The 21,429-nt window shown below is 39.9% G+C and carries 22 protein-coding genes; all 22 read right to left on the bottom strand.

What is annotated here, in order from left to right; all coding sequences use genetic code 11:
- Window positions 1–112 precede the first annotated feature (112 nt).
- A complete protein-coding gene (locus tag cpu_RS01570) occupies window positions 113–370 on the bottom strand; it encodes a YlmC/YmxH family sporulation protein (RefSeq protein ID WP_075858243.1) in 258 nt (85 codons plus the stop codon).
- Between the two features lie 47 nt (window positions 371–417).
- The gene (spoIIR, locus tag cpu_RS01565) at window positions 418–1,005 is read right to left on the bottom strand and encodes a stage II sporulation protein R (protein WP_075858242.1); all 588 of its coding nucleotides are present in this window, start codon (window positions 1,003–1,005) and stop codon (window positions 418–420) included.
- Complete coding sequence (gene sigG / locus cpu_RS01560) at window positions 998–1,771, bottom strand: RNA polymerase sporulation sigma factor SigG (protein ID WP_075858241.1); 774 nt, start codon at window positions 1,769–1,771, stop codon at window positions 998–1,000. Before sigG ends, spoIIR begins: the two co-directional genes overlap by 8 nt.
- A 112-nt stretch (window positions 1,772–1,883) precedes the next feature.
- Window positions 1,884–2,597, bottom strand: a complete 714-nt coding sequence (gene sigE, locus cpu_RS01555; protein ID WP_075858240.1) for an RNA polymerase sporulation sigma factor SigE — start codon at window positions 2,595–2,597, stop codon at window positions 1,884–1,886.
- Between the two features lie 15 nt (window positions 2,598–2,612).
- The gene (locus tag cpu_RS01550) at window positions 2,613–3,386 is read right to left on the bottom strand and encodes a sigma-E processing peptidase SpoIIGA (protein ID WP_075858239.1); all 774 of its coding nucleotides are present in this window, start codon (window positions 3,384–3,386) and stop codon (window positions 2,613–2,615) included.
- 101 nt (window positions 3,387–3,487) lie between these two features.
- Entirely contained in the window at window positions 3,488–4,519 is a 1,032-nt protein-coding gene (selD, locus tag cpu_RS01545; protein ID WP_077177108.1) for a selenide, water dikinase SelD, read from the bottom strand.
- 86 nt (window positions 4,520–4,605) lie between these two features.
- Window positions 4,606–5,388, bottom strand: coding sequence for a hypothetical protein (locus cpu_RS01540; protein WP_143299292.1), 783 nt, complete (start codon window positions 5,386–5,388; stop codon window positions 4,606–4,608).
- A gap of 48 nt (window positions 5,389–5,436) precedes the next feature.
- Window positions 5,437–6,495, bottom strand: coding sequence for a cell division protein FtsZ (gene ftsZ / locus cpu_RS01535; RefSeq protein WP_075858236.1), 1,059 nt, complete (start codon window positions 6,493–6,495; stop codon window positions 5,437–5,439).
- 19 nt (window positions 6,496–6,514) lie between these two features.
- Window positions 6,515–7,747: a cell division protein FtsA gene (gene ftsA / locus cpu_RS01530; RefSeq protein ID WP_159433962.1), complete on the bottom strand. Its 1,233-nt coding sequence runs from the start codon at window positions 7,745–7,747 to the stop codon at window positions 6,515–6,517.
- 117 nt (window positions 7,748–7,864) lie between these two features.
- Window positions 7,865–8,197 carry a small basic family protein gene (locus cpu_RS01525; RefSeq protein WP_200800624.1) on the bottom strand — a complete coding sequence of 111 codons (333 nt, stop codon included), beginning with the start codon at window positions 8,195–8,197 and terminating at the stop codon, window positions 7,865–7,867.
- Window positions 8,198–8,893 (bottom strand): DUF881 domain-containing protein, encoded by a 696-nt coding sequence (locus tag cpu_RS01520; RefSeq protein WP_077177107.1) that lies wholly within the window; start codon window positions 8,891–8,893, stop codon window positions 8,198–8,200.
- A gap of 1 nt (window position 8,894) precedes the next feature.
- Complete coding sequence (locus tag cpu_RS01515; protein WP_075858233.1) at window positions 8,895–9,611, bottom strand: DUF881 domain-containing protein; 717 nt, start codon at window positions 9,609–9,611, stop codon at window positions 8,895–8,897.
- Window positions 9,583–10,242 (bottom strand): cell division protein FtsQ/DivIB, encoded by a 660-nt coding sequence (locus cpu_RS01510; RefSeq protein WP_159433960.1) that lies wholly within the window; start codon window positions 10,240–10,242, stop codon window positions 9,583–9,585. The genes cpu_RS01515 and cpu_RS01510 overlap by 29 nt, the downstream gene beginning before the upstream one ends.
- 136 nt (window positions 10,243–10,378) lie before the next feature.
- Window positions 10,379–11,641, bottom strand: a complete 1,263-nt coding sequence (gene murA / locus cpu_RS01505; RefSeq protein ID WP_075858231.1) for a UDP-N-acetylglucosamine 1-carboxyvinyltransferase — start codon at window positions 11,639–11,641, stop codon at window positions 10,379–10,381.
- Between the two features lie 24 nt (window positions 11,642–11,665).
- On the bottom strand, window positions 11,666–12,574 hold the full coding sequence (murB, locus tag cpu_RS01500) for a UDP-N-acetylmuramate dehydrogenase (RefSeq protein ID WP_075858230.1): 909 nt from the start codon (window positions 12,572–12,574) through the stop codon (window positions 11,666–11,668).
- A complete protein-coding gene (gene murC, locus cpu_RS01495; RefSeq protein ID WP_075858229.1) occupies window positions 12,556–13,932 on the bottom strand; it encodes a UDP-N-acetylmuramate--L-alanine ligase in 1,377 nt (458 codons plus the stop codon). Before murC ends, murB begins: the two co-directional genes overlap by 19 nt.
- Window positions 13,933–13,972: 40 nt before the next feature.
- On the bottom strand, window positions 13,973–15,082 hold the full coding sequence (gene murG, locus cpu_RS01490; RefSeq protein WP_075858228.1) for an undecaprenyldiphospho-muramoylpentapeptide beta-N-acetylglucosaminyltransferase: 1,110 nt from the start codon (window positions 15,080–15,082) through the stop codon (window positions 13,973–13,975).
- On the bottom strand, window positions 15,082–16,209 hold the full coding sequence (ftsW, locus tag cpu_RS01485; RefSeq protein WP_075858227.1) for a putative lipid II flippase FtsW: 1,128 nt from the start codon (window positions 16,207–16,209) through the stop codon (window positions 15,082–15,084). The genes murG and ftsW overlap by 1 nt, the downstream gene beginning before the upstream one ends.
- A gap of 1 nt (window position 16,210) precedes the next feature.
- Window positions 16,211–17,569, bottom strand: coding sequence for a UDP-N-acetylmuramoyl-L-alanine--D-glutamate ligase (murD, locus tag cpu_RS01480; RefSeq protein WP_234970164.1), 1,359 nt, complete (start codon window positions 17,567–17,569; stop codon window positions 16,211–16,213).
- Window positions 17,570–17,595: 26 nt separating this feature from the next.
- Window positions 17,596–18,573, bottom strand: coding sequence for a phospho-N-acetylmuramoyl-pentapeptide-transferase (gene mraY, locus cpu_RS01475; protein ID WP_075858225.1), 978 nt, complete (start codon window positions 18,571–18,573; stop codon window positions 17,596–17,598).
- Window positions 18,560–19,936, bottom strand: coding sequence for a UDP-N-acetylmuramoyl-tripeptide--D-alanyl-D-alanine ligase (locus tag cpu_RS01470; RefSeq protein WP_075858224.1), 1,377 nt, complete (start codon window positions 19,934–19,936; stop codon window positions 18,560–18,562). Before cpu_RS01470 ends, mraY begins: the two co-directional genes overlap by 14 nt.
- On the bottom strand, window positions 19,936–21,411 hold the full coding sequence (locus tag cpu_RS01465) for a UDP-N-acetylmuramoyl-L-alanyl-D-glutamate--2,6-diaminopimelate ligase (protein WP_077177136.1): 1,476 nt from the start codon (window positions 21,409–21,411) through the stop codon (window positions 19,936–19,938). The genes cpu_RS01470 and cpu_RS01465 overlap by 1 nt, the downstream gene beginning before the upstream one ends.
- Window positions 21,412–21,429: the final 18 nt, after the last annotated feature.

Below are 21,429 nucleotides of genomic sequence, written 5' to 3'. Positions count from 1 at the left end.
CACCACCCTATATTTTGTGTGCAAATTAATTATATGCTACTATATATTGTGTAGTCAAGGCTTAGAGAGCTAAATTGAATAAAAAAACTCAGCCCAACTACGGGCTGAGTTTTTATCGAGGTGGTATTTCAACAAAATTTGGAAGATCAACTAATATCACATCTATTCCAATTTTTTTTATAGCTGACCAGGGAATAAACACATCATCGTTTCGCGACCAAAAATTCCAACTTTTCGTAACAACAGGCAACACTAAGCCGTTAATTCTTCCCATTTCTAAATCAAGGTCAACATCTTTTATAAATCCTAGCCGTCGGCCATCGACAATATTTACCACTTCCCGGTATTTTAACTCTGAAAGCTTTAACATAAGAACACCTCCGGCTTGGTAAATTATATGCCAGGGGTGTTCTTAACTTAACCTTTTTTTACGGTTTTTTTGAATTTTTTCCAAAGCAAGGATTTTAAATAATAAGTTTTAACATGGGAAGGCTCCATTCGGCCCCAATCGGCGAAACAAAGTCTGGGATAAAGGATACACCACCAGTTATGTCCCCGGGCCTTTCCAATCTCTATCCTTAACGCATCGTAATAGCCTGCGGGTACAAGATACTCCCCATAGGAACGGTCAGGAAAATAAAACTTTCCAATTTTAACCGTTATTGGAATTTCTTTATGCTGGCTTTTTAAATAGTTCCGGGCGATAACTTTAAGTGCTAAAGATTCTTTTTTAAGGATTTTTAGCGTTTCTTCCCGGCTTTTTGCCATTTTAAGTTTAGGATAAAGATAGGTCAAAATTTCATCTCTTAACTTTAACTTTAACTCCTGATCCGAAGGGCTGTCGCTTGCGGCAATAACATGGAATCGCACAATGTCAGTATCCAGAACTTTCGGTACAAACTGCCCCTGGACCTTATGAAAAAAGGAGCCAAAAACAACATAGGCTCCTAAAAGCAATACGGCTAATGACAAAACCTTTTTCAGAACTACTCCTCCCTCAGACATACTTCCTTAAATGATTTAAAGCTGCTTTTTCCAGCCTTGAAACCTGGGCCTGGGAAATACCGATTTCTTCGGCCACCTCCATCTGGGTTTTACCTTCAAAAAACCTGAGCTTTAAAATGAGCTTTTCCCTCGCATTTAAACGCTCTAAAGCATCCTTTAAGGCAATTTCTTCAAGCCAGTTGTTATCGTTGTTTTTTTCGTCCTTAATTTGATCCATGACAAAAATTGGATCGCCACCATCCTGGTAAATTGGATCAAAAAGCGATACCGGGTCTTGAATAGCATCTAAAGCAAACACTACTTCTTCCCGGGGAATTTTTAATTCTTCGGCAATTTCATTTACCGTAGGCTCCCTGGAGAAACGACCAACTAGGTTATCCCGCACCTGCAGTGCCTTATAGGCTACGTCCCTTAAAGAACGGCTAACTCTAATGGGATTATTATCCCGTAAGTAGCGTCTAATTTCTCCAATAATCATGGGAACAGCATACGTCGAAAATTTAACGTTTTGCGCTAAATCAAAGTTGTCAATAGCTTTTATTAATCCGATACATCCCACCTGAAAAAGGTCATCTACATATTCTCCCCGATTGGTAAATTTTTGAATGACACTTAATACCAGTCTTAAATTTCCTGAAATTAGTTTTTGTCTAGCCTCCTGATCCCCTTCCTTAATTTTAAGAAAGAGCTTTTTCATTTCCTGGTTGGTAAGTACAGGTAGTTTTGATGTGTTAACACCGCAAATCTCTACTTTATTTGATTGCACCGCGGTCACCCCAATTGCCGGAGTTTTGACCTTCCGTTATGATTATTGCCCCTGGATTTTTAATTTATACTTGGTAAAAAATATAAAAACCCAGACTACCACGTCTGGGATTTTATTCCATACGAATTATTTCTTTTTTAAGCCGTTTTAAGATTTTTTTCTCTAACCTTGAAATATACGACTGGGAAATACCTAAAAGGTCCGCTACCTCCTTTTGAGTTTTTTCCTGACCATCGTTAAGGCCAAATCTTAACTCCATGATCTTTCGCTCCCGCGGGTTTAATTTCGAAAGAGCTACTTTTAATAGTTTTTTTTCTACTTCATCTTCCATTACTTTATAAATCATATCCCCTTCAGTTCCTAAAACATCGGACAGCAAAAGCTCATTTCCGTCCCAGTCTATATTTAAAGGTTCATCAAATGACACTTCCAGCCGGATTTTATTATTCCGGCGTAGATACATCAAAATTTCATTTTCAATACACCGCGAAGCATACGTAGCTAGTTTTATCTTCTTTTCCGGGTTAAAAGTGTTGACCGCTTTTATTAAACCTATGGTTCCTATTGAGACCAAATCTTCTATATTTACCCCGGTATTTTCAAATTTCCGGGCTATGTAAACAACCAGGCGCAAATTTCGTTCGATTAAGATAGTTCTGGCCTCGGCATCTCCTTGTACCAAAAGTTCTAGCAGGGTATTCTCCTCATCGGAACTCAAAGGAGGAGGTAAAAGATCATGACTGCCAATATAGTAAATCTCCCTTGACCGGTTAAAAATCCTATTCCATAACTTTTTAAGCCATAAAAATATTTTATTAATAAACATGCCTCCTCCTCCCTTTTAAGCCGATTTTAAAAGCTCTTCCGAAAGAAGGGCCATGTAGTCAGAATTTAACGATTGAAAGGTTACTGCCACCACCGCTTTTTTTACCAGCCAAACTTCCCTCTCCTGCCAGATTTTAAGCCAATCGGGAATAAAGCCCCACAAATAACCCCGCTCCTTCCCCACTGCCCTAAAGGGTATTTTTCTAGCCCTGTTGCTGGCAAAAAAATCTTGCGGTAAGATTTTCTTAACCGCCCGGTACTCTACAATAATAACTGGCCATCCCGATAGGGGGTCATAAAGCTGATTTCCGGTATCAAGATAGCTTTTTAAAGTCACCTTTTTCCCCGCATAAGAAATTTCCAGGAAAAAGCCATATTTTTTTAATCTCCTAATTTTTTGATACTGTCTTTTAACGTAAGTTCCCAAGAAACTAAAAATTAATCCTAAAAGTAGCAAGATTACCGGATGGTATCCCCGGGAAATTAATGCTTGATAGATACCATCTAGCATAAAATAACAAGACAGGATTAACAGGGATAGTTTTAACGTTATTGCAATAGATTGGGTAAAAAGATAAATAAGGGCAAAGTAAAGGAAGATTGCGAGGATTTTCACCCAGAAATAAGGCCACACTAAATATATCCAAGCCATGATAGCTCCAAGGGTTGAAAACAATAGATGTTTTAACAGATTTACTTTTAAATCTAAAGTTTTCGCAGCAAAAGTTAAGGTAGTAAAGCTTAAAAGGAAGTTTCCAAGGATAACATATTCTAAAGTATAAACAGGCATCCCAAGGCCTCCAGAATTACGCAGTTAAAAAAGAAAAGGCACTCTACCACCATTATATGAGGTAGAGTGCCTTTTTCATGTCAAAATAGCAAATTTTGTTTTTATCTTTCAACGACAATTTTTCCTTTGTTACCAGTTATTATGCCAATCTCAACGCCCAAAACACCTTTTTGTTGAAGTTTTTCCAAAAGCTTTCCTTTTTTATCCTGAGAAACAGCTACTAAAAGACCTCCAGAGGTTTGGGGATCCGCTAAGAAAAGTTTTTCTTCTTCGGCAAAATCCCCGTTAAAAATTAAATGGGGTTCTAAATAGTTTAAATTGTTTTTTGCCCCTCCAGGAAATACCCGCATCCCGGCAAACTCCCAGGCTCCATCCACAACCGGAATTCTAGTAAGGTTAAGCTTGGCCCCATACTCTTCCTGAAGCATTTCCTTGAGGTGACCCAAAAGGCCAAAGCCTGTAATATCAGTAGCAGCCGAAACACCAACTTCCAGCATCGCCTCGGACGCTTTATCATTTAGAGTTACCATTACCTCGATAGCTTTTCTCGCTATATCGTCCGGTACTATCCCCCGTTTCATTCCGGTGGTAAGCACTCCAATCCCTAAAGGCTTGGTTAAGATTAAAGAATCTCCAATCTTCGGGGGGTGATTTTTTACGATTTTATCCGGATGCACCAGACCGCAAACTACCATACCGTATTTGGGTTCAGCATCATCCACAGTATGACCACCTAAAACCGGTATACCAGCTTCCCGGGCTTTTTCCGCTCCGCCTTTTAAAATTGTAGCTAAAATCTCAGAAGGTAGCTTTTTGGGAAAACCCACCACATTTAAGGCAAAGAGCGGTTTAGCCCCCATAGCATAAATATCGCTTAAGGAGTTTGCTGCAGCAATCACTCCAAAGTAATACGGATCATCGACCACCGGTGTAAAATAGTCCACCGTAAGAACAATTGCCTGCTCGTCGGATATCCGGTAAACCGCCGCATCATCGGCAGTATTGGTACCAACTAAAGCATTGGGGTCGTTTATTTCCGGTAAAAAGCGCAAAACTTGCGCTAGAGTCTCAGGACTCATTTTTGCCGCTCACCCGGCGCAGCTTACCAATTGGGTTAATTTTATGGTATCCATTGTTTCACCTCCAGCTGTAGTATATTCCAGTATTTTATTCTTTATATACTGTTATTTTATCCATTTGTCTTAATGCTGGTCAAGAATTAAACATTATTATTTCCCATTAAAAACTGCAACGCCGGTGAGGCTTTAAAAATTTTTTCCCCAACTTTAATTATCTTAAAATCTGAGGAGTAATTGATTTGCACCTCCTTAGCTTTTTCTTTAGGGCTTTTCGTTTTTATTTTTAAGGTATAGTTATAATTTTCCAGAAAATTATGGGTAATAGGAGTAGCTTCCCTGATACCTTTGGCTAATATTTTTATCTCCTTGTCATTTTTTCCCTGCACAAACTTTACTTGATGCTTAAACTTATCGGTTATTATCACTTCCATAATTTCAGCAGGAAAAAGGTTTAGGTCTTGTACCAGTTTTTCCGCATCAGTTAAATTTTCCCCGGGATCCTGATCCCGGTATTTAGCCAAAGGATCATCGGAAAACGTTATTGCCTTAACTCTATACCCCAAGCCTTTTTTTTCAAGTACCAACCGTTCTTCATAATCTCTTACTCCAGCCACATCTTTCCTGGTAATCTTTACTACTACTTCTGGATAGTTAAAGCCTTTCTCCAAAAAGGTTACCCCAACTATTTTAAAAGTAAGATAACGGCTGTCATCCCAGCTTAAAGCTTCCCCAAACTTTTGGTCAATTTTAGATCTTTCCCTGCTGCTGTTTTTAAACATTAGGCGGACCACAGAGTTTGTATCACCCATGGTTAAGGCATCATAATAAGTACTTGCGGCAAGAAAAGCAGCTAAAAAAAAGAATAAGTAGCCGGAAATAACAATTAAAATCGGCACAAAAAGCCACATCAATATTTTCTTCAAACCATTTTTCCTCCTTTAGAACAAAAAGCCCCCAATTTGGGAGCTTTATTATCCTCTTCTCCTTAAAAAGGCAGGAATTTCAATTCCAGTATCGTTATCCGAGGTCGAAAACTCTTTAAAGTTAATTTCCGGTTTTACTTCTTTTTTCTCAGGTTTATGGTCAAACCCTGTAGCAATTACCGTTACCCGCACCTCTTCCTGCATTGTTTCATCGATCCCAGCCCCAAAAATAATGTTGGCTTCAGGATCAGCTGCCTGAGCAATGATATCTGCCGCTTCCTGCACCTCAAAGAGACTTAAGGAACTACCACCAGTAATATTTAACAGTACCCCGCGAGCCCCTTCGATAGAAGTTTCCAAAAGCGGGCTGGAAATTGCCTGCCGGGCTGCTTCCACCGCCCGGTTATCGCCAGACGCAACTCCAATTCCCATTAAGGCAGAACCAGCATCTTTCATAATTGTTTTAACATCCGCAAAATCCAGGTTAATTAAGGCTGGAACCGCAATTAAATCAGAGATACCCTGCACCCCTTGCCGAAGAACATCATCGGCAATTCTAAAGGCTTCTAACATTGGAGTATTTTTATCAATAACTTGAAGTAAACGGTCGTTGGGGATAGTAATTAAAGTATCAACCCGACTTTTTAAATTTTCAATGCCTTTTTCCGCTTGTATTGCCCGTTTTTTTCCTTCAAAGGTAAAAGGCCGGGTAACCACGCCTACAGTTAGGGCCCCTAATTCTTTAGCAATTTCTGCCACAATGGGTGCAGCGCCGGTCCCCGTACCACCACCCATGCCAGCAGTAACAAACACCATGTCGGCCCCTTTTAAAGCTGCATACAGGTCATCCCGGTTTTCTTCAGCAGCTTTTTCACCTATCTCCGGGTTAGCCCCCGCTCCTAGGCCTTTAGTTAGTTTTACGCCTATTTGAATACGAGTAGGAGCTTTGGAAAGTTTTAATGCCTGAGCATCGGTATTAACTGCAATAAACTCAACCCCTTTTAAACCAGACATAATCATTCGGTTTACTGCATTGCTGCCACCGCCACCTACCCCAATTACCTTTATCGTTGCGTTGTTTTGAAATTCAAGGTCAAACTCTAACATTAATTACCCTCCTTAAAGTTTAAAATAATTCACTAAAAAAGGACTTTATTTTTTGAATAAGCTGGCTTAAGAAATCCATACCATCATGATCTTCCGGCTCCTCCTGGTACTGTTTCACCGCTAACATTAACGCTCCAATAGCCGAAGCATACCGGGGAGTAATTAAATTAGTGGGTAAATTTCCTAAACCTCCGGGAATCCCTACCCGCACCGGTAAATCAAAAATTTCCTGGGCTACCTCGCGAACTCCAGGTAACATAGCACCGCCCCCAGTTAATATGACTCCTCCTGGTAATAAGCCTGTAAATCCTGACTCTCGTACTTCCTTACGGGCAAGTTCAAACATCTCCCGTACTCTAGCTTCGATAATTGCCGCTACCATTTGCTTCGACACCTTTTGTTTGTCCGTACCACCAACATTTTCCACTTCTAAATATTCATCATCCTCCACTAATCTTGCAAGGGCGATACCCGCTTCAACTTTAAGCTTTTCTGCCATGGCTAAAGGAGTCCTTAAACCAATGGCCAGGTCATTGGTAATGTATTGATCACCTACCGGTATTGCCCCGGTAAAAAATAAACTTCCCTCGTAGTAGATTGTAAGCTCCATTGTCCCGGCTCCAATATCAATTAATAAACAACCCAGTTCCTTTTCTGCCGGATATAAAACTGCCTCAGCACTGGCCAGGATTGCTGGAATAAATTCCAGAACATTTAATCCTGCTCTGCTGGTAACTTTTTGTAAATTGGCAAAGGTACTTTGGGAAACGGCAATAATATGAGTTTCCGCTTCCAAACGCGACCCTGTCATACCAATAGGATCAATTACTCCAGAAAAACCATCTACGGTATAAAACCTGGGGATAGCCTTAATTATTTTTTTATCCGGAGGAATGGGAACAATCTTGGTGGCGTTTAAGACTCGGTTTACATCTTCGGGAGTAATTTCCCTCTCAAGATTGGTTACAGCAACCACACTCTTATTGTTTAGGGACATTATGGACGGGGCAGTAAAACTCACAACTGCAGAATTTATACTATAACCGACAATTTGCTCCGCTTTCTCTAAGGAAGATTTAATAGCCTTAACTGTTCCTTCTATGTCAACAATAGCTCCTTTTTTTATTCCTGAGGCTGCAGTTTCTCCTAACCCTAAAAGAGTTACTTGACCATCAGCATCAATTTCGCCGATTAATGCCACAACTTTCGAACTACCTATATCCACCACCGCAATCATTTCTTTTTTGGCCACACTTGTTCCTCCCCTGCACAATCTAAAACATTTATAAAAATAATTCAACATTAAAATTATTTATCCTTTTAGTATTTTTTATTTTTTTAAATTTTTTGTTTTTCGCTGTCAAAAAAATTACCTTTTTAATAAATGGCGCCTAATAATGGCCAAGTTTTGAAAAATCCTAACACCAAAAACAAAAATTGCTGCCGTGTACAGTTCAACCCCCATCCGTTCCCCAATCCAGGCCAGGATTCCAGCTAAAAGAGTGTTACTGAAAAAACCTGTTATAAAAATAATATTGTCATAGTTATTTTCCATATTGGCCCGCACTCCACCAAAAACTGAATCAAGGGCTGCAAGTAAAGCAACCGAAAGGTACTTGGAATAAGCAATAGGTACTCCTAAAGGTATAATTAAGCCTATAAAAATTCCAATTATAAGTCCCACTACCGCCAACCACATTATTTATTTCGCCTCCTGGGGTTTTACATAATTAAATTCAATGGCCTGATCATAAGCCGGTAAAATAACATTGTTTTCTTTGGTAACGGTAACTTCCATCTGCCATTCCCGAAAAGTTGCTACAATCCCGTTTTCTAAAGAAGTTTTTAATTGGTCAGGATTGCCAACAGCTAATATCTCATAAGGAGGATATACAACCTTGGTGTTAATTACAATTTTACTACCGGCCATCCGAATCTCCGTTAAAGCAGTAACCCGTTGCCCATTTACCGCAATTCCTTCCGCTCCGGCAGCTTTTAACTCATTTAAAAGATTAAATAGGTCTTCATCGCGCACATTAAATAACTCCGATTTAGTACCAAAGCCAGGGGGGTTATTTAATATTATTTTTACTCCCGGTCCGTGAGCTTCAGTAGCTCCTGCCCAAAAACGATTTTTATCGATCTCCGCAAGTAAAGCCTCTTCGGCAACTTTGCCACCCTTTTCCAGTAAATTTATTTTTTGCGTTAAACTTGTTTTTTCCTGCATTAACCCGTCAATTTCTGCTGTTAAGTTTTTAAGCCGGGCAGTTAATTCAAAGCTTCGTTCAAGGGGCGGAGCATTCACCATTTCCCGGCTAACCCGAATTTGTACAGTCAGCAAAAATCCCAAGATTAAACTTACTACCATTAAAGTGTAGGGTAATTTAACCGGTTTCAAGTTATTTCTCCCCCTCTTTTAAATAGGCAAAATCTGGTGGTGTTAGAGCTTTTATTTTGATGTTTTCCGAGGTTTTTATATTAATGGTAATAAAATCTTTTAGTTGATCGTACACTCCCCCCGGCATCATCAAAGAGCTTCGTAAAGCATCCGGATTACCTATTGCCTGAATGACAAAAGGTGCAGCAATTCGTTTTGTCTTATTCATCAAGATTGTTGGCCCGATACAGCGAATTTCAGTCATGGCTGTAACCCGTTCACCATTTATTCCCAGAGCTTCAGCTCCGGCAGCTCGCAGTTCGTTTAAAACTAAAAGCACATCTGCATCATGAATAACATAAAGATTGGGGTTTTCATCAGTCGTTAAAGGTTTTTTAGCATCATCTAAAATTACTTCAATCCCGCGCCCTTCTACCGCTAAAGTGCCTGCTAAGATCTGGTATTTAGTAAGGGTATCCTGGTACGCTTTTAAATGGTCTTGCTCTTCCGTAAGCTTGGAAACCTTACTCCTTAATCCTTCCACTTCTTGGACTAACTCTTTATGTTTTTTTTCTGCTGCGGCAACCTGACGGGCAAGCAGTGCCGTCCGCTCACTGGTAAAGGTAGTTGGCATTTGCCGGGTTAACCTAAATTGGGTGGCTAGCATTATTCCCAAAATGAAAAAAACAAACATAAGTCCAAATTTATTTTTATTGAGATGTTCGGGTATCTTCTTCATATTTCACCACCGGCGCTCCTTTGAAACTCACGTTTATATACTCAATTTTTTTACCTCTATTACCCAGCTCTTGAAAAAGAGCTAAAGCTATTATTAATTTTTGTTGTACATCCCGGTCATCACCAAAAATTAGCTTTACCCCATTTTTAGTGTAACCAACCACCCCTTCCTCGCTATCGTATTTAAAAGTAGAAAGGATTTTCTTTTGTTCAATACTCATTGCCTGTAAGTAAATTTTTATTGGTTCTAAACTGTCCTTTGCCACTTTATCTCCTGGTTTTAAACTTTTACTGTTAAATCCTACCACTACCGGAAGGTCCAAAGTTCCAGGGTCAACTAAATCGATTACAGTAAAATCCTCGGCTAAAACAGCTAACTTCTGGTTTTCCTGGGGAATAGCCATAAAAGGCTTACGTTCGTTAATTTCAATGATTAGAGTAGCCGGGTATCTTCGCTTAATACTAACACTTTTCACCCTAGGATAAGCTAAGAGTTTAGCCGCTACTTCATTATTTTTTATAGTAAACAGATTTACACCTTTTAAAGAAGATACTGCTTTCTCATAATATACCCGATTTTGGGCATTACATTTAATGTCTATTTCTTTTACATCAAAAAAGGAAGAGCGCAAAAACAAATATCCAGATATTAGGAATAAAAAAAAGATAGTAAAAAGGAAAAATATCTTGCTTCTTTTTTTCTTTCGTTTCATAATATTCCTTCCTTTGCCAATTAGGCTTGTCCTTTAAAACCTTAAAAAAATCAGTTTAATATTTTTCTTCTCCATTTACTCTTTTTATCTGAGCCCCAATTAACTGATATTTTAAATCTAAATTTTCATAACCCCTATCGAGGTTTTTTATTCCTTCCAAAACCGTCATGCCTTCGGCCGCAAGACCAGCAATAACAAGAGCAGCAGCAGCTCTTAAATCATGGGCAATAACTGAGGCGCCCGTAAGCTTGGGAACGCCTTTAATCACCGCAATTCTACTTTCTAAGCGGATATCAGCGCCCATGCGCCTTAATTCTTCTACGTGTTTAAAACGATTATCAAATACCCCTTCAGATATTATACTGGTACCCTGAGCTAAGGTGAGTAAAGCTACAATTTGCGGTTGCATATCGGTAGGAAATCCCGGGTAGGGCATAGTTTTTATGTCAACCGGCTTAATGATGCTTTTACCGGTAACCCTAACCCAGTCCCCACCAAAGGTTATTGCTGCTCCTGTTTCCCGAAGCTTTGCCATTATCGCTTCTAAATGTTCCGGAATAACTCCCGAAATTATTATATCACTTTGAGTTGCTGCTGCCATTACCATGTGAGTTCCTGCTTCAATTCTGTCCGGTATGATTTTGTGGTGAACCCCTCTTAGATAATTTACTCCGGTTATTTTCACAACATCGGTACCTGCACCTTTGACCTTTGCTCCCATCAGGTTTAAAAAGTTTTGTAAATCCACAATCTCCGGTTCTCGAGCAGCATTTCGTATAACCGTAGTTCCTTGAGCTAAAGTTGCTGCCAGCATGAGGTTTTCGGTAGCGCCTACCGAGGGAAAATCCAGGTGAATTTCCGCTCCTTTAAGCTTTTTCGCCCGGGCCTTAATAAAACCGGCTTTTTCTTCCACTTCTGCTCCCAAAAGCTTTAAGCCCTTTAAATGTAAATCCATTGGCCGGTTTCCAATATTGCAACCGCCAGGAAGGGGGACTACCCCTTCTTGAAAACGAGCCACCAGGGGGCCTAAAAGCAGGTTTGAAGCTCGAATTCGTCTGGCTAATTCCTCGGGGACAAAAACCTCATTAATGCGATTATTTTGAACTGCCAGTACCTGGCCAAACTCTACTTTACTTCCTAATTTTTTTAAGATGGAAAGCATTATGTTTATGTCTTCAAGTTTAGGAATGTTTTCAAGAATACACGGTTCACGGGTTAAAAGGGTCGCAGCTAGTATTGGTAATGCCGAGTTTTTCGCTCCACTTACTTTTATCTCTCCTTTTAAACCACGACTGCCTACAATAAAAAACTTTTCCACCGAGAAGGCACCTCCGCCTTCCCTCTACTCCCCTAAGATTTCCACTTCCAATAAAAGTTTTATGGAAAACTTATTCCATACCATTTCTTGGATTTTGTTAATTAAATAAAGCACATCCTGCGCCGTAGCACCACCGGTATTTACAATAAAATTAGCATGCTTCTTGGAAACAACCGCTCCTCCTTTTTTTAAACCCTGGGCTCCGGCCTCTTGAATCAACCTCCAGGCAGGTATTCCTGCAGGGTTTTTAAATACACTGCCAGCATTGTGGTATTCCAAGGGCTGAGACGCTTTCCTCTTTTGGCGATAATTCCGGATTTTTTCTAAAATTTCTTCTTTATTTCCTGGCCTTAACGAAAACTCGGCTTTCACTACCCATAAACGTTCTTCTTTAAAGCGACTAGTGCGGTAGTTAAAGTTACAATCTGCCGCCAAAAATTCCAATATTCCCCCTTTTTCATTTACTGCCCATATTTTTTTTACAACGTCTTTTATTTCTTTTTCATGGGCTCCGGCATTTTGCCGAACTGCCCCCCCAACAGTACCAGGAATACCTACGAACTCTTCGAATCCGCTAAATTCAAACAACAGCGCTTTAGCCGTTAAGGCCGGTAATAAAATCCCCGCTTCGGCAAAAACTTTGCCATCAGGGCAAAACTCTACTTTATTTATTTTTTTAGTTTTAATTATAACTCCCCGGAAACCTTTATCTAAGGCAAGAATATTAGAACCGTTTCCAATTACTCTAAAGTTTAGGGAATTTACCTTTAAAAAATGGATAACTTCCGAAAGTTCCTCTATGCTCCGAGGTTCAATTAAAAAATCCGCCGGTCCGCCAATTTTCCAGGTAGTATGACGGGATAGTGGCTCATCTTCGAGCACCGGCGTACTTACTCTTTTAGCTAATTCTTTTTTTATTTTTTGTTTTTCCATTTTCGTGACGCCTTTCCTAAAAGCTTATAACCTACTTGATTTATATTACCGGCTCCCATTAATAACACCAAAAGCCCCGAATGTAAACTACTTTCTAAATACGTATAAACTTCCTCTAAGGATTCGAAATAGAGTGGTTTTCGCCCTAACTTTTCCATCTCCTTGGCAATTATTTCACCAGTAACCCCAGGGATAGGTTTTTCTCCTGCCGAATAAATCCCGGTCAACACCACATTTTCTACATCTAAAAGAGCTTTGGCAAATTCTTTATAAAAGAAATTGGTCCGGGTATAGCGGTGGGGCTGAAAAACCACTAAAAGTTCCCGGTCTTTGTAAAGTTTTGCTGCTTTTAATGTAGCCTCAACTTCCGTAGGATGGTGAGCGTAATCATCAACAATTAATGCTCCCTTTTTTTCTCCTAAAATTTGAAACCGTCTTTTAGCACCGCTAAAATTACTTAGTTCTCCAGCAATAGCTTTAAAGGAAAGACCTATATTTCGTAAAACTACCGTTGCTGCTGCTGCATTTAAAACATTATGTTTTCCGGGAACTCTTAAACGAAGTTCCCCTTCAAGCTTATTTTTGTAATAAAGTTTAGCTACCAATTGATTTTGTTCTTCCCGGTAATCTCTTAACATAAAGTCACTTCCCGGGGAAAAACCGTAAGTAAATTTCCGCTTTTTATAACCTTCTAAAAGCTCGCGAATATTAACATTATCCCAGCAAAAAACCCCAAAACCCTCCGGACGAATATTATAGGCATAATCCCGAAAGGCTTTTTTGATATTAGCAAAGTTTTGATAATAATCAAGATGATCCGCTTCAATATTGGTAATTACCGCGACATAAGGCTTTAGTTTTAAAAAGGAACCATCACTTTCATCGGCTTCCGCTACCATATACTCTCCGTGCCCTGCTTTAGCATTATAACCCAAATCTACTATTTCTCCCCCAACGGCAATCGCCGGATCAAATCCTTCCTTTTCAAGGACATAGGCAATCATGGAAGAGGTAGTGGTTTTCCCGTGAGCCCCTGCCACCGCAATACCTTTTTTTTCGAGCATTAATTTGGCTAAAAGCTCTCCCCGATGCAATATAGGTATTCCCAATTCCCGGGCTTTTAAAAGTTCCGGGTTTTCCGGACTTACAGCGGTAGACACCACTACTAGATTTACATCAGGAGCTAAATTTTCTACCCTATGACCAAGAAAAACCGTAATTCCTTCCTGGCGAAGCTTAGAGATAAGTTCAGACTCTTTAATATCCGAACCGGATACCCGGTAACCCTGGGCATGCAAAATCCGGGCAAGCCCACTCATCCCTATGCCACCAATCGCGATAAAATGTGCTGCAGGCATTTTTCTCACCTTTCCTTGGAACAGTACTATAATATGCCCCTTAATTTTTTTTGTTACTTGTTTGCCTTAAAAGGGACTTGATAATTTTTATAATTTCTTCTAAGGCATCCTGTCGTAAAAGTTTTTGCGCCTTTTCGGCCATTTTAATAAGCACATCAGGATTATCTATAAGTGATAAAATTGTATTTTTCACCTTTTCTTCACTACAATCACTATCTTTTAACACTACTGCTGCCCCGTGATTAGCAAAGGTCCGGGCATTATGTTCTTGATGGTTTTCTGCAGCATAAGGATAGGGAATTAATACCGAAGCCACTTTTGCAGCAGCAATTTCCGCTAAAGTTGCCGCACCCGCCCTGGTAATGGCTAAATCCGCTGCCGGTAAAACTTCCGGCATGTTATCAATATATGGTACCATTTTAATCTGTTCCGGAAGATTTATATAGGTCTGTTTTAAGTTTTCATAATTTTTCGGGCCGGTAGCCCAAATTACTTTTATATGCGGTCTCTTGATGAGTTCTGGTAACAAATATCCGATAACTCTATTAAGCGTTTGTGCTCCCTGGCTTCCGCCAAAAGCCACCAGTAAAAGCTCCTTTTCCCCTATTCCTAATTTTTCCCTTAAATCTTCCCGCTTATTTTGCAAAAATTCGGACCTTACCGGAAGACCCGTTTCATAAATTTTTCTGGCCTTTAACCTTTGCTTGGCTTCTCCAAAAGTAAGACAAACAGCATTTACCTTTCGTGCCAGGATTTTATTGGCAATTCCTGGATAGGCATTTTGCTCATGGATTAGGGTAGGAATCTTAAGAAGAGTAGCCGCATACACTACTGGAAAGCTAACATAACCCCCAGTACCTATTACTAAATCCGGTTTTTCCTTTTTTAAAAAACGATAAGCAATAATTAAACTTTGAGGTATAAGCAGCAACTTTTTTATAGCATCCCTACTAAATTTCCGAGGTATACCCTCTACTGGAATTAAAAATAAAGGAAATCCATATTGGGGAACTACGCTAGTTTCAATACCTTTAGTAGTGCCAACAAAGATTATTTGATCCTCGGGATGGTTTGTCCGCCAGTTCTGGGCAAGGGCTAAAGCCGGATAGAGATGGCCTCCTGTACCTCCTCCGGCAAATACCAGCTTCACTAAAATCCACTCCTTCTCCGTTGGTGGCGCGATACATTTAAAATAATACCGGCAGCGGTCATATTAATGACTAGCGACGAGCCGCTATAACTAATAAAAGGCAAGGGAATTCCAGTAACCGGAAACACTCCGGTAGCTACCGCAATATTGATAAACGCTGGAATTACCATCATACAGGTATATCCTGCTACCAGGAAAAAGCCAAAGATATCTGGGGCCCGGTGGGCTAATTTTAACCCCCGATACAGTATAGCTAAAAATAAACCTATCACCAGAAGCGTTCCAATTAAACCTAACTCCTCACCAATGATAGCAAAAATAAAATCTGTATGTTGCTCCGGTAAGTAAAACATTTTCTGGTGACTGCGGCCAAGTCCGACCCCAAAGAGCCCGCCAGAACCTATAGCGTAGAGTGATTGTTTTACCTGATATATAACCGCTTCATACCCTTTTAATTTTTTTTCATCCCCAAGGAGAAGATACCAAAAACCAATAAAGCGTTTTCTTCGGTATTCTTCTAAAAATATCGCACCCAAAACCCCAAATACTCCCAAAATTCCAAGACCAGTTAAATGGGAGGGTTTCGCCCCGGCAATTAAAAGAAGAGCGAAAATAGTTCCACTTATCGCTAATATCGTCCCCAAATCTTTTTGCAAGAGAACGAGACCATCGGCCATAGCCATAATTCCCACTACCGGCAAAAAACCTTTTTTAAAATCGGTAATATACTGGTAATTTTTTTGAAAATGCTTGGCCAAAAAAATGATTATGGCAAATTTTAAGACTTCCGAGGGCGAAAGATTTACAGATCCAAACCTTAACTGTCTTTGAGCACCTTTTACCTCAACACCTACAAAAACAACTAATAAACATAATATTATCGCTATAAAAATTAAAATCCCGCTATAACGCCTTAATTCTCGATAATCAACATTAAGGGCTAAAAAAAGAGTAACAGTTCCCAAAATACTCCATAAAAACTGTTTTTTAAAATAATACCACACCGTATGGTACTGAACATAACTGGTATACTGGCTGGCAGAAAAGATCATTACCAGGCCAAACAATACCAGGGTAAAAATTAACAGCAAAAAAATTAAATCCGGGGTACCCTTTGCCGGTTTCATTTTATCCCTCCGCGAATTTTAAAACCAATTTTTTAAACAATTCTCCTCGCTCCTCATAATTTCTAAACATATCCCAGCTAGCAGCTGCCGGGGATAAAAGTACCACGTCGCCAGGTTTTGCAAGCTCTTTAGCCTTCGTTACTGCCTCTTCAAAATCCTGGGCTAAAAGATATTTATCGTAGCCTACGCTCTTTAGTGCTTCCCTAATCTCTTCCCGACACTCACCCACTAAAACCACCAAACGTGCCTTTTCTTTTATTTCCCGAGCAAGCTTGAAAAAAGAATTCCCCTTATTTCTCCCCCCGGCAATTAACACTATTGGCCGGTCAAAGGAATTTAAAGCTTTTATAGTAGAATCGGGGTTAGTACCTTTGGAATCATTGATGAATAATACATCGTTTATCTCCGCAACTTTTTCCAGGCGATGGGCTACTCCCTGAAAAAGCTTCAGTCCTTTTTGAATATTTTTTCTCTCTACCCCGAAACTCCAGCTAGCAGCTATTGCAGCTAAAGCATTTTCTAAATTATGAGGCCCGGGAAGAGGTAAGTCTTTAACTTCGATTATTTCGTACTCTTCGCCTAGACTTTTAACTACAATTTTGCCGTTTTTAACAAATACTCCATCATTAAGTTCTGTATTCCTACTAAAATACATAACTCTTCCTGGCGTTTTGTCACCCAGGCTACGGATAAGAGGATCATCGAAATTTAAGATGGTTATATCGGATTTATCTTGGTTAATAAATATTCGGGCTTTTGCCTTTAAATAACCTTCGATAGTTTTATGGCGATCCAGATGATCCGGAGTAAGGTTTAAAATTACTGCAACTTTAGGCTTGAAATTTTGAATCGTTTCTAGCTGAAAACTACTTACCTCTAACGCTACCGCCTCCCAATCCTCATAAACCGCTTCAATTAAGGGATAGCCAATATTTCCAGCTACAAGCGTTTTAACCCCGGCCGTTTTTAAAATTTCGCCAATCCAGGCAGTAGTAGTAGTTTTACCGTTGGTACCGGTTACAGCGATAATGGGAGCGTTAATCTGGGAAGACGCCAGTTCAATTTCCCCAAGAACCGGTATCCCTTCTTGGTAGGAATAAACAATTGGTTCTTCGGTTAAAGGTACCCCAGGGCTTACCACTAAAACTTCCCAATCTTTAACCAGAGGATAACCTCCTAACACTAACTCTACCCCTTCTTCCGCCAGTTTTTTTAACTCCTCGTCTACCGGAAGGCTCATTTTTTTATCGGTTAACACCACTTTAGCTCCATGCTTTATTAAAAAGGAAGCCACAGCTTTCCCACTTTTCCCCGCTCCAACTACCAGTATTCTTTTATTGGTATACTGTCCTACCATCATTCATTCTCCTTTCTCCTTTTATATTTTTAAAGTCCATAACCACTTAGAAAGACCATTATTAAAGTTACTAAAGTAAAGGTAAGCACTATTTTATTTTCGGACCAGCCGGACAATTCAAAGTGGTGATGCAGGGGACTCATTTTAAAAATTCTTTTACCGGTTAATTGATAGGATGCAACCTGTATGATAACTGACAACGTTTCAACTACGTAAATAATCCCTACCAGGGGTAGAAAAAGCTCAGTTTGGGTTAATACTGCAAAACCAGCCACCGCTGCTCCTAAAGCTAGTGAACCGGTATCACCCATAAATACTTTAGCCGGGTGACGGTTAAAGACTAAAAATCCAAATAGTCCTCCAATTAAAGCCATAGAAAAGATGAACAATCCTTGTTCTTTTAAAGCTAGGGAAACTAAAGCGAAAAAACTCATGACAATCAAGGTAACACTTGAACACAATCCATCTAAACCATCGGTTAAATTTACGGCATTGGCCGAACCAACCATAATAAAAACAGTAGCTGCAAAGAAGAAAAGATTTCCTAATTCAAGGTACCGGGGTTCTTCAAAAAACACCCTGCTAAAGGGAAGGTACCAATCGGTCCCCCGTCCTAAAAAAGCTACCGCACCAAAGGCCAAAAGTAAAGAAAAAATTACCTGTCCTAAAAGTTTTTCCCGGGCTCTTAAGCCTAAAGGTCGCCTTAATACCACCTTAATAAAATCATCTAAAAAACCAACCAGGCCAAACAATAAGGTGGTGACTAGTAATAACATTGTTTTGGCATCAAAAGCCCGAAATATAATAAGGGTGACGGTTAAACCTAAAAGAAAAATAATTCCTCCCATCGTAGGGGTACCAGACTTCTTTAAGTGGCGTTTTGGGCCATCCATTCTCACCGTTTGACCAACTTTAAGCTTTAACAGCCAGGGAATTAAAAATAAACCTCCTCCCAAGGTTACTCCAAAAGAAATTACCAGCGCAACTAAGCCTTTAGTTATTTCCATTGCTCTTCCAACCTCTTTCTATTATTTCGTACAGTTCTTCAAATTTCATACCACGGGAAGCTTTTAATAATAAAGCATCCTCCGGTTTTAAAAAGGTCATAAGAAAATTAGCCGCATCAAATTTTGAATCAAAGTGGCGGGTATTTTTAGTTGGCATCCCCTGTTCTTGAGCCCCTCTAGCTATTTCCCGCGCCTTGGGTCCAACCGTTACTAAATAATCCACCCCAAGCCTAGCTGCTACTTCTCCCACCTGGCGGTGTCCCAGGGTCTCGTAGTCGCCAAGTTCATACATCTCGCCTAAAACCGCTATTTTCCTACCTTTATTGCTAATTTTTACTAAGACGTTTAAAGCCGCTTCCATGGAAGTGGGACTTGCGTTATAGTAATCTTTGATTATCGTTAAATTTCCAAGGGTTTTTAGTTCCAACCGCATTCCGGTTAGTTCGACATTTTTAAGTCCTTCTTTAATTACTAAAGGGGTTAGACCAAAGTTTAAGCCGGTAAGAATTGCCGCTAAAGCATTTACGGCATTATGGACCCCATAAAGGGGAAGAAAAAATTCTTCTTCTATAAGACCACCGGTGGTAAACTTAAGACCCTGTTCCCCCTGGATAAATTTTTTTATGTATAAATCACCGCTTTTTTGTCCAAAGAAATATTTTTTTACCGGATATTTAAAAACTATTTCTTTGAGATGTGGGCTGTCTCCATTAATAATTGCAACTCCATCTTGAGGCAAATTTTTTATAAGTTCGCTTTTAGCCAGAGCAATATTTTTCCTGCTTTTTAGAAGCTCAATGTGGGCTTCACCAATATTGGTAATGATACCAATATCGGGCCGGGCAATTTGGCAAAGAGCTTCAATTTCCCCGGACCCTCGCATACCCATCTCTACTACGCCTATTTCAGTAGTTTCATCAAAGCTAAGTAAAGTTAAGGGAACTCCTAATTCATTGTTAAAGTTTTTTTCTGTAGCTAAAACGCTGTACTTTTGCCTTAAAACTGCTCGTACCATATCTTTAGTTGTGGTTTTACCATTACTGCCGGTTATGCCAATAACTTTTAAGCCTAATTCCTTACGATTATATAAAGCTAAATCCTGTAAAGCCCGAAAAGTATCTTTAACCACAATTTGGGTAATCTCTTGGGCAAAAGGCCTATTTACCAGAACTCCTCCAGCACCTTTGGCAACTGCATCGTAAACAAACTCATGCCCATCCCTTTTTTCCCCAATTAACGCCACGAATAAAGCACCGGGCTCAATAGTTCGAGTGTCAGTACTGACCCGGGTAAATATTCGGTCGTTACCGAATAATACCCCTCCAGTAACCTTAGCTATAATACTTCCCAAGAGTTTTTTCATCACTGCTCGCCTCGCAGTATTTCCCGGGCTACTACCCGGTCATCAAAAGGATATTTGGTTGTCCCAATAATCTGGTAATCTTCATGGCCTTTTCCGGCAATCACCACGGTATCTCCCGGCTTGGCCATTAATAGGGCAGTCTTAATTGCTTTTTTGCGATCAACCTCTTTCAAGTATACCCGGTTTGGAGTTTCCAGAACACCCTTTTCTATTTCGTTTATTATTGCTTCCGGATCTTCTGTTCGAGGATTATCGCTGGTAATGATGGTAATATCCGCAAGTTTTGCTGAAATTTCTCCCATTTTTGGCCGTTTGGTCCGATCCCTATCCCCACCACAACCAAAAACGGAAATTACTCTTCCAGCGGTTATAGCCCGTACCGATTGCAAGATATTTTCCAGGCCGTCAGGAGTATGGGCATAGTCCACAATTACCGCAAACTCCTGTCCTTCGTCAATTAACTCAAATCTCCCCGGTACAGGATTTAAAAAGGGCAGGTTTTGCACTATTAAATCCAGAGGAAAGCCTAATGCCATGAGCGCAGCTACAGCCGCTAAAGTATTATAAACGTTAAAAAGTCCTAGAAGTTTTAGATTTACCGGATATTCTCCCTGTTGATGATAAAGGGTAAAGGTAGTGCCATTATTGGTAAGTTTAATATTTTTAGCCCTAACATCGGCTTTTTCTTTAATGCCATAAGTAATAAAAGAGTGAGATACCTCTTTTAATATTCTCTGTCCATAGGGGTCATCTAAGTTTATCACTCCTGGAAAGGTTTTTTGGTCGGCTAAAATTTCAAAAAGCATTTTTTTTGCATTAAAATAGTTTTCCATAGTTTCATGAAAATCTAAATGATCCTGAGTTAAATTGGTAAAAACCCCGGTTTTAAACTCAATTCCCCAAACCCTTTGCAAAGCCAGGGCGTGAGAAGAAACTTCCATAGCAACATAGGACACCCCATCAACCACCATTTCCGCCAAAAGCCGCTGCAGACTTAAAGCATCGGGGGTAGTATTAGTTACCGGCAATATTTTTTCGCCAATGCGGTTGTAAACCGTTCCAATTAATCCTGTCCTGTAGCCAAGCCTTTCTAATAAGGAAACAATTAAATGGGTAACGGTGGTTTTGCCATTAGTACCGGTTACCCCAATTACCCCAAGTTTTGCTGTAGGATTACCGTAAAAAGTCCGAGCCAAGAGAGCAAGAGCCCGTCGGCTGTCTTTTACCAGAAGATAATTTACTTTTTCTATTTCCGGGCGCTCTTCCTCGGCTACAATTAAGGACGGTTGTTTTGCCACAACTTCAGCAATAAAATCATGGCCATCTACCGCATAACCCCTAATTGCCACAAAAATATAGCCAGGCTGAACTTTCCTAGAGTCATGTTCAATTCCCGTAACTTCCAGGTTGCTAAAAGTTATTACTTCTTTTTTTATTTCCTGTTTTAATATTTCAACAAAATTTGCCAGTTTCACCGCTCTGTCCCTTCCTTT

Source organism: Carboxydothermus pertinax (genome assembly GCF_001950255.1).
Classification (GTDB): Bacteria; Bacillota; Z-2901; order Carboxydothermales; family Carboxydothermaceae; genus Carboxydothermus; species Carboxydothermus pertinax.
Note: the sequence above shows the minus strand (reverse complement) of the source record. Positions and strands in the feature narration are given on the sequence as shown.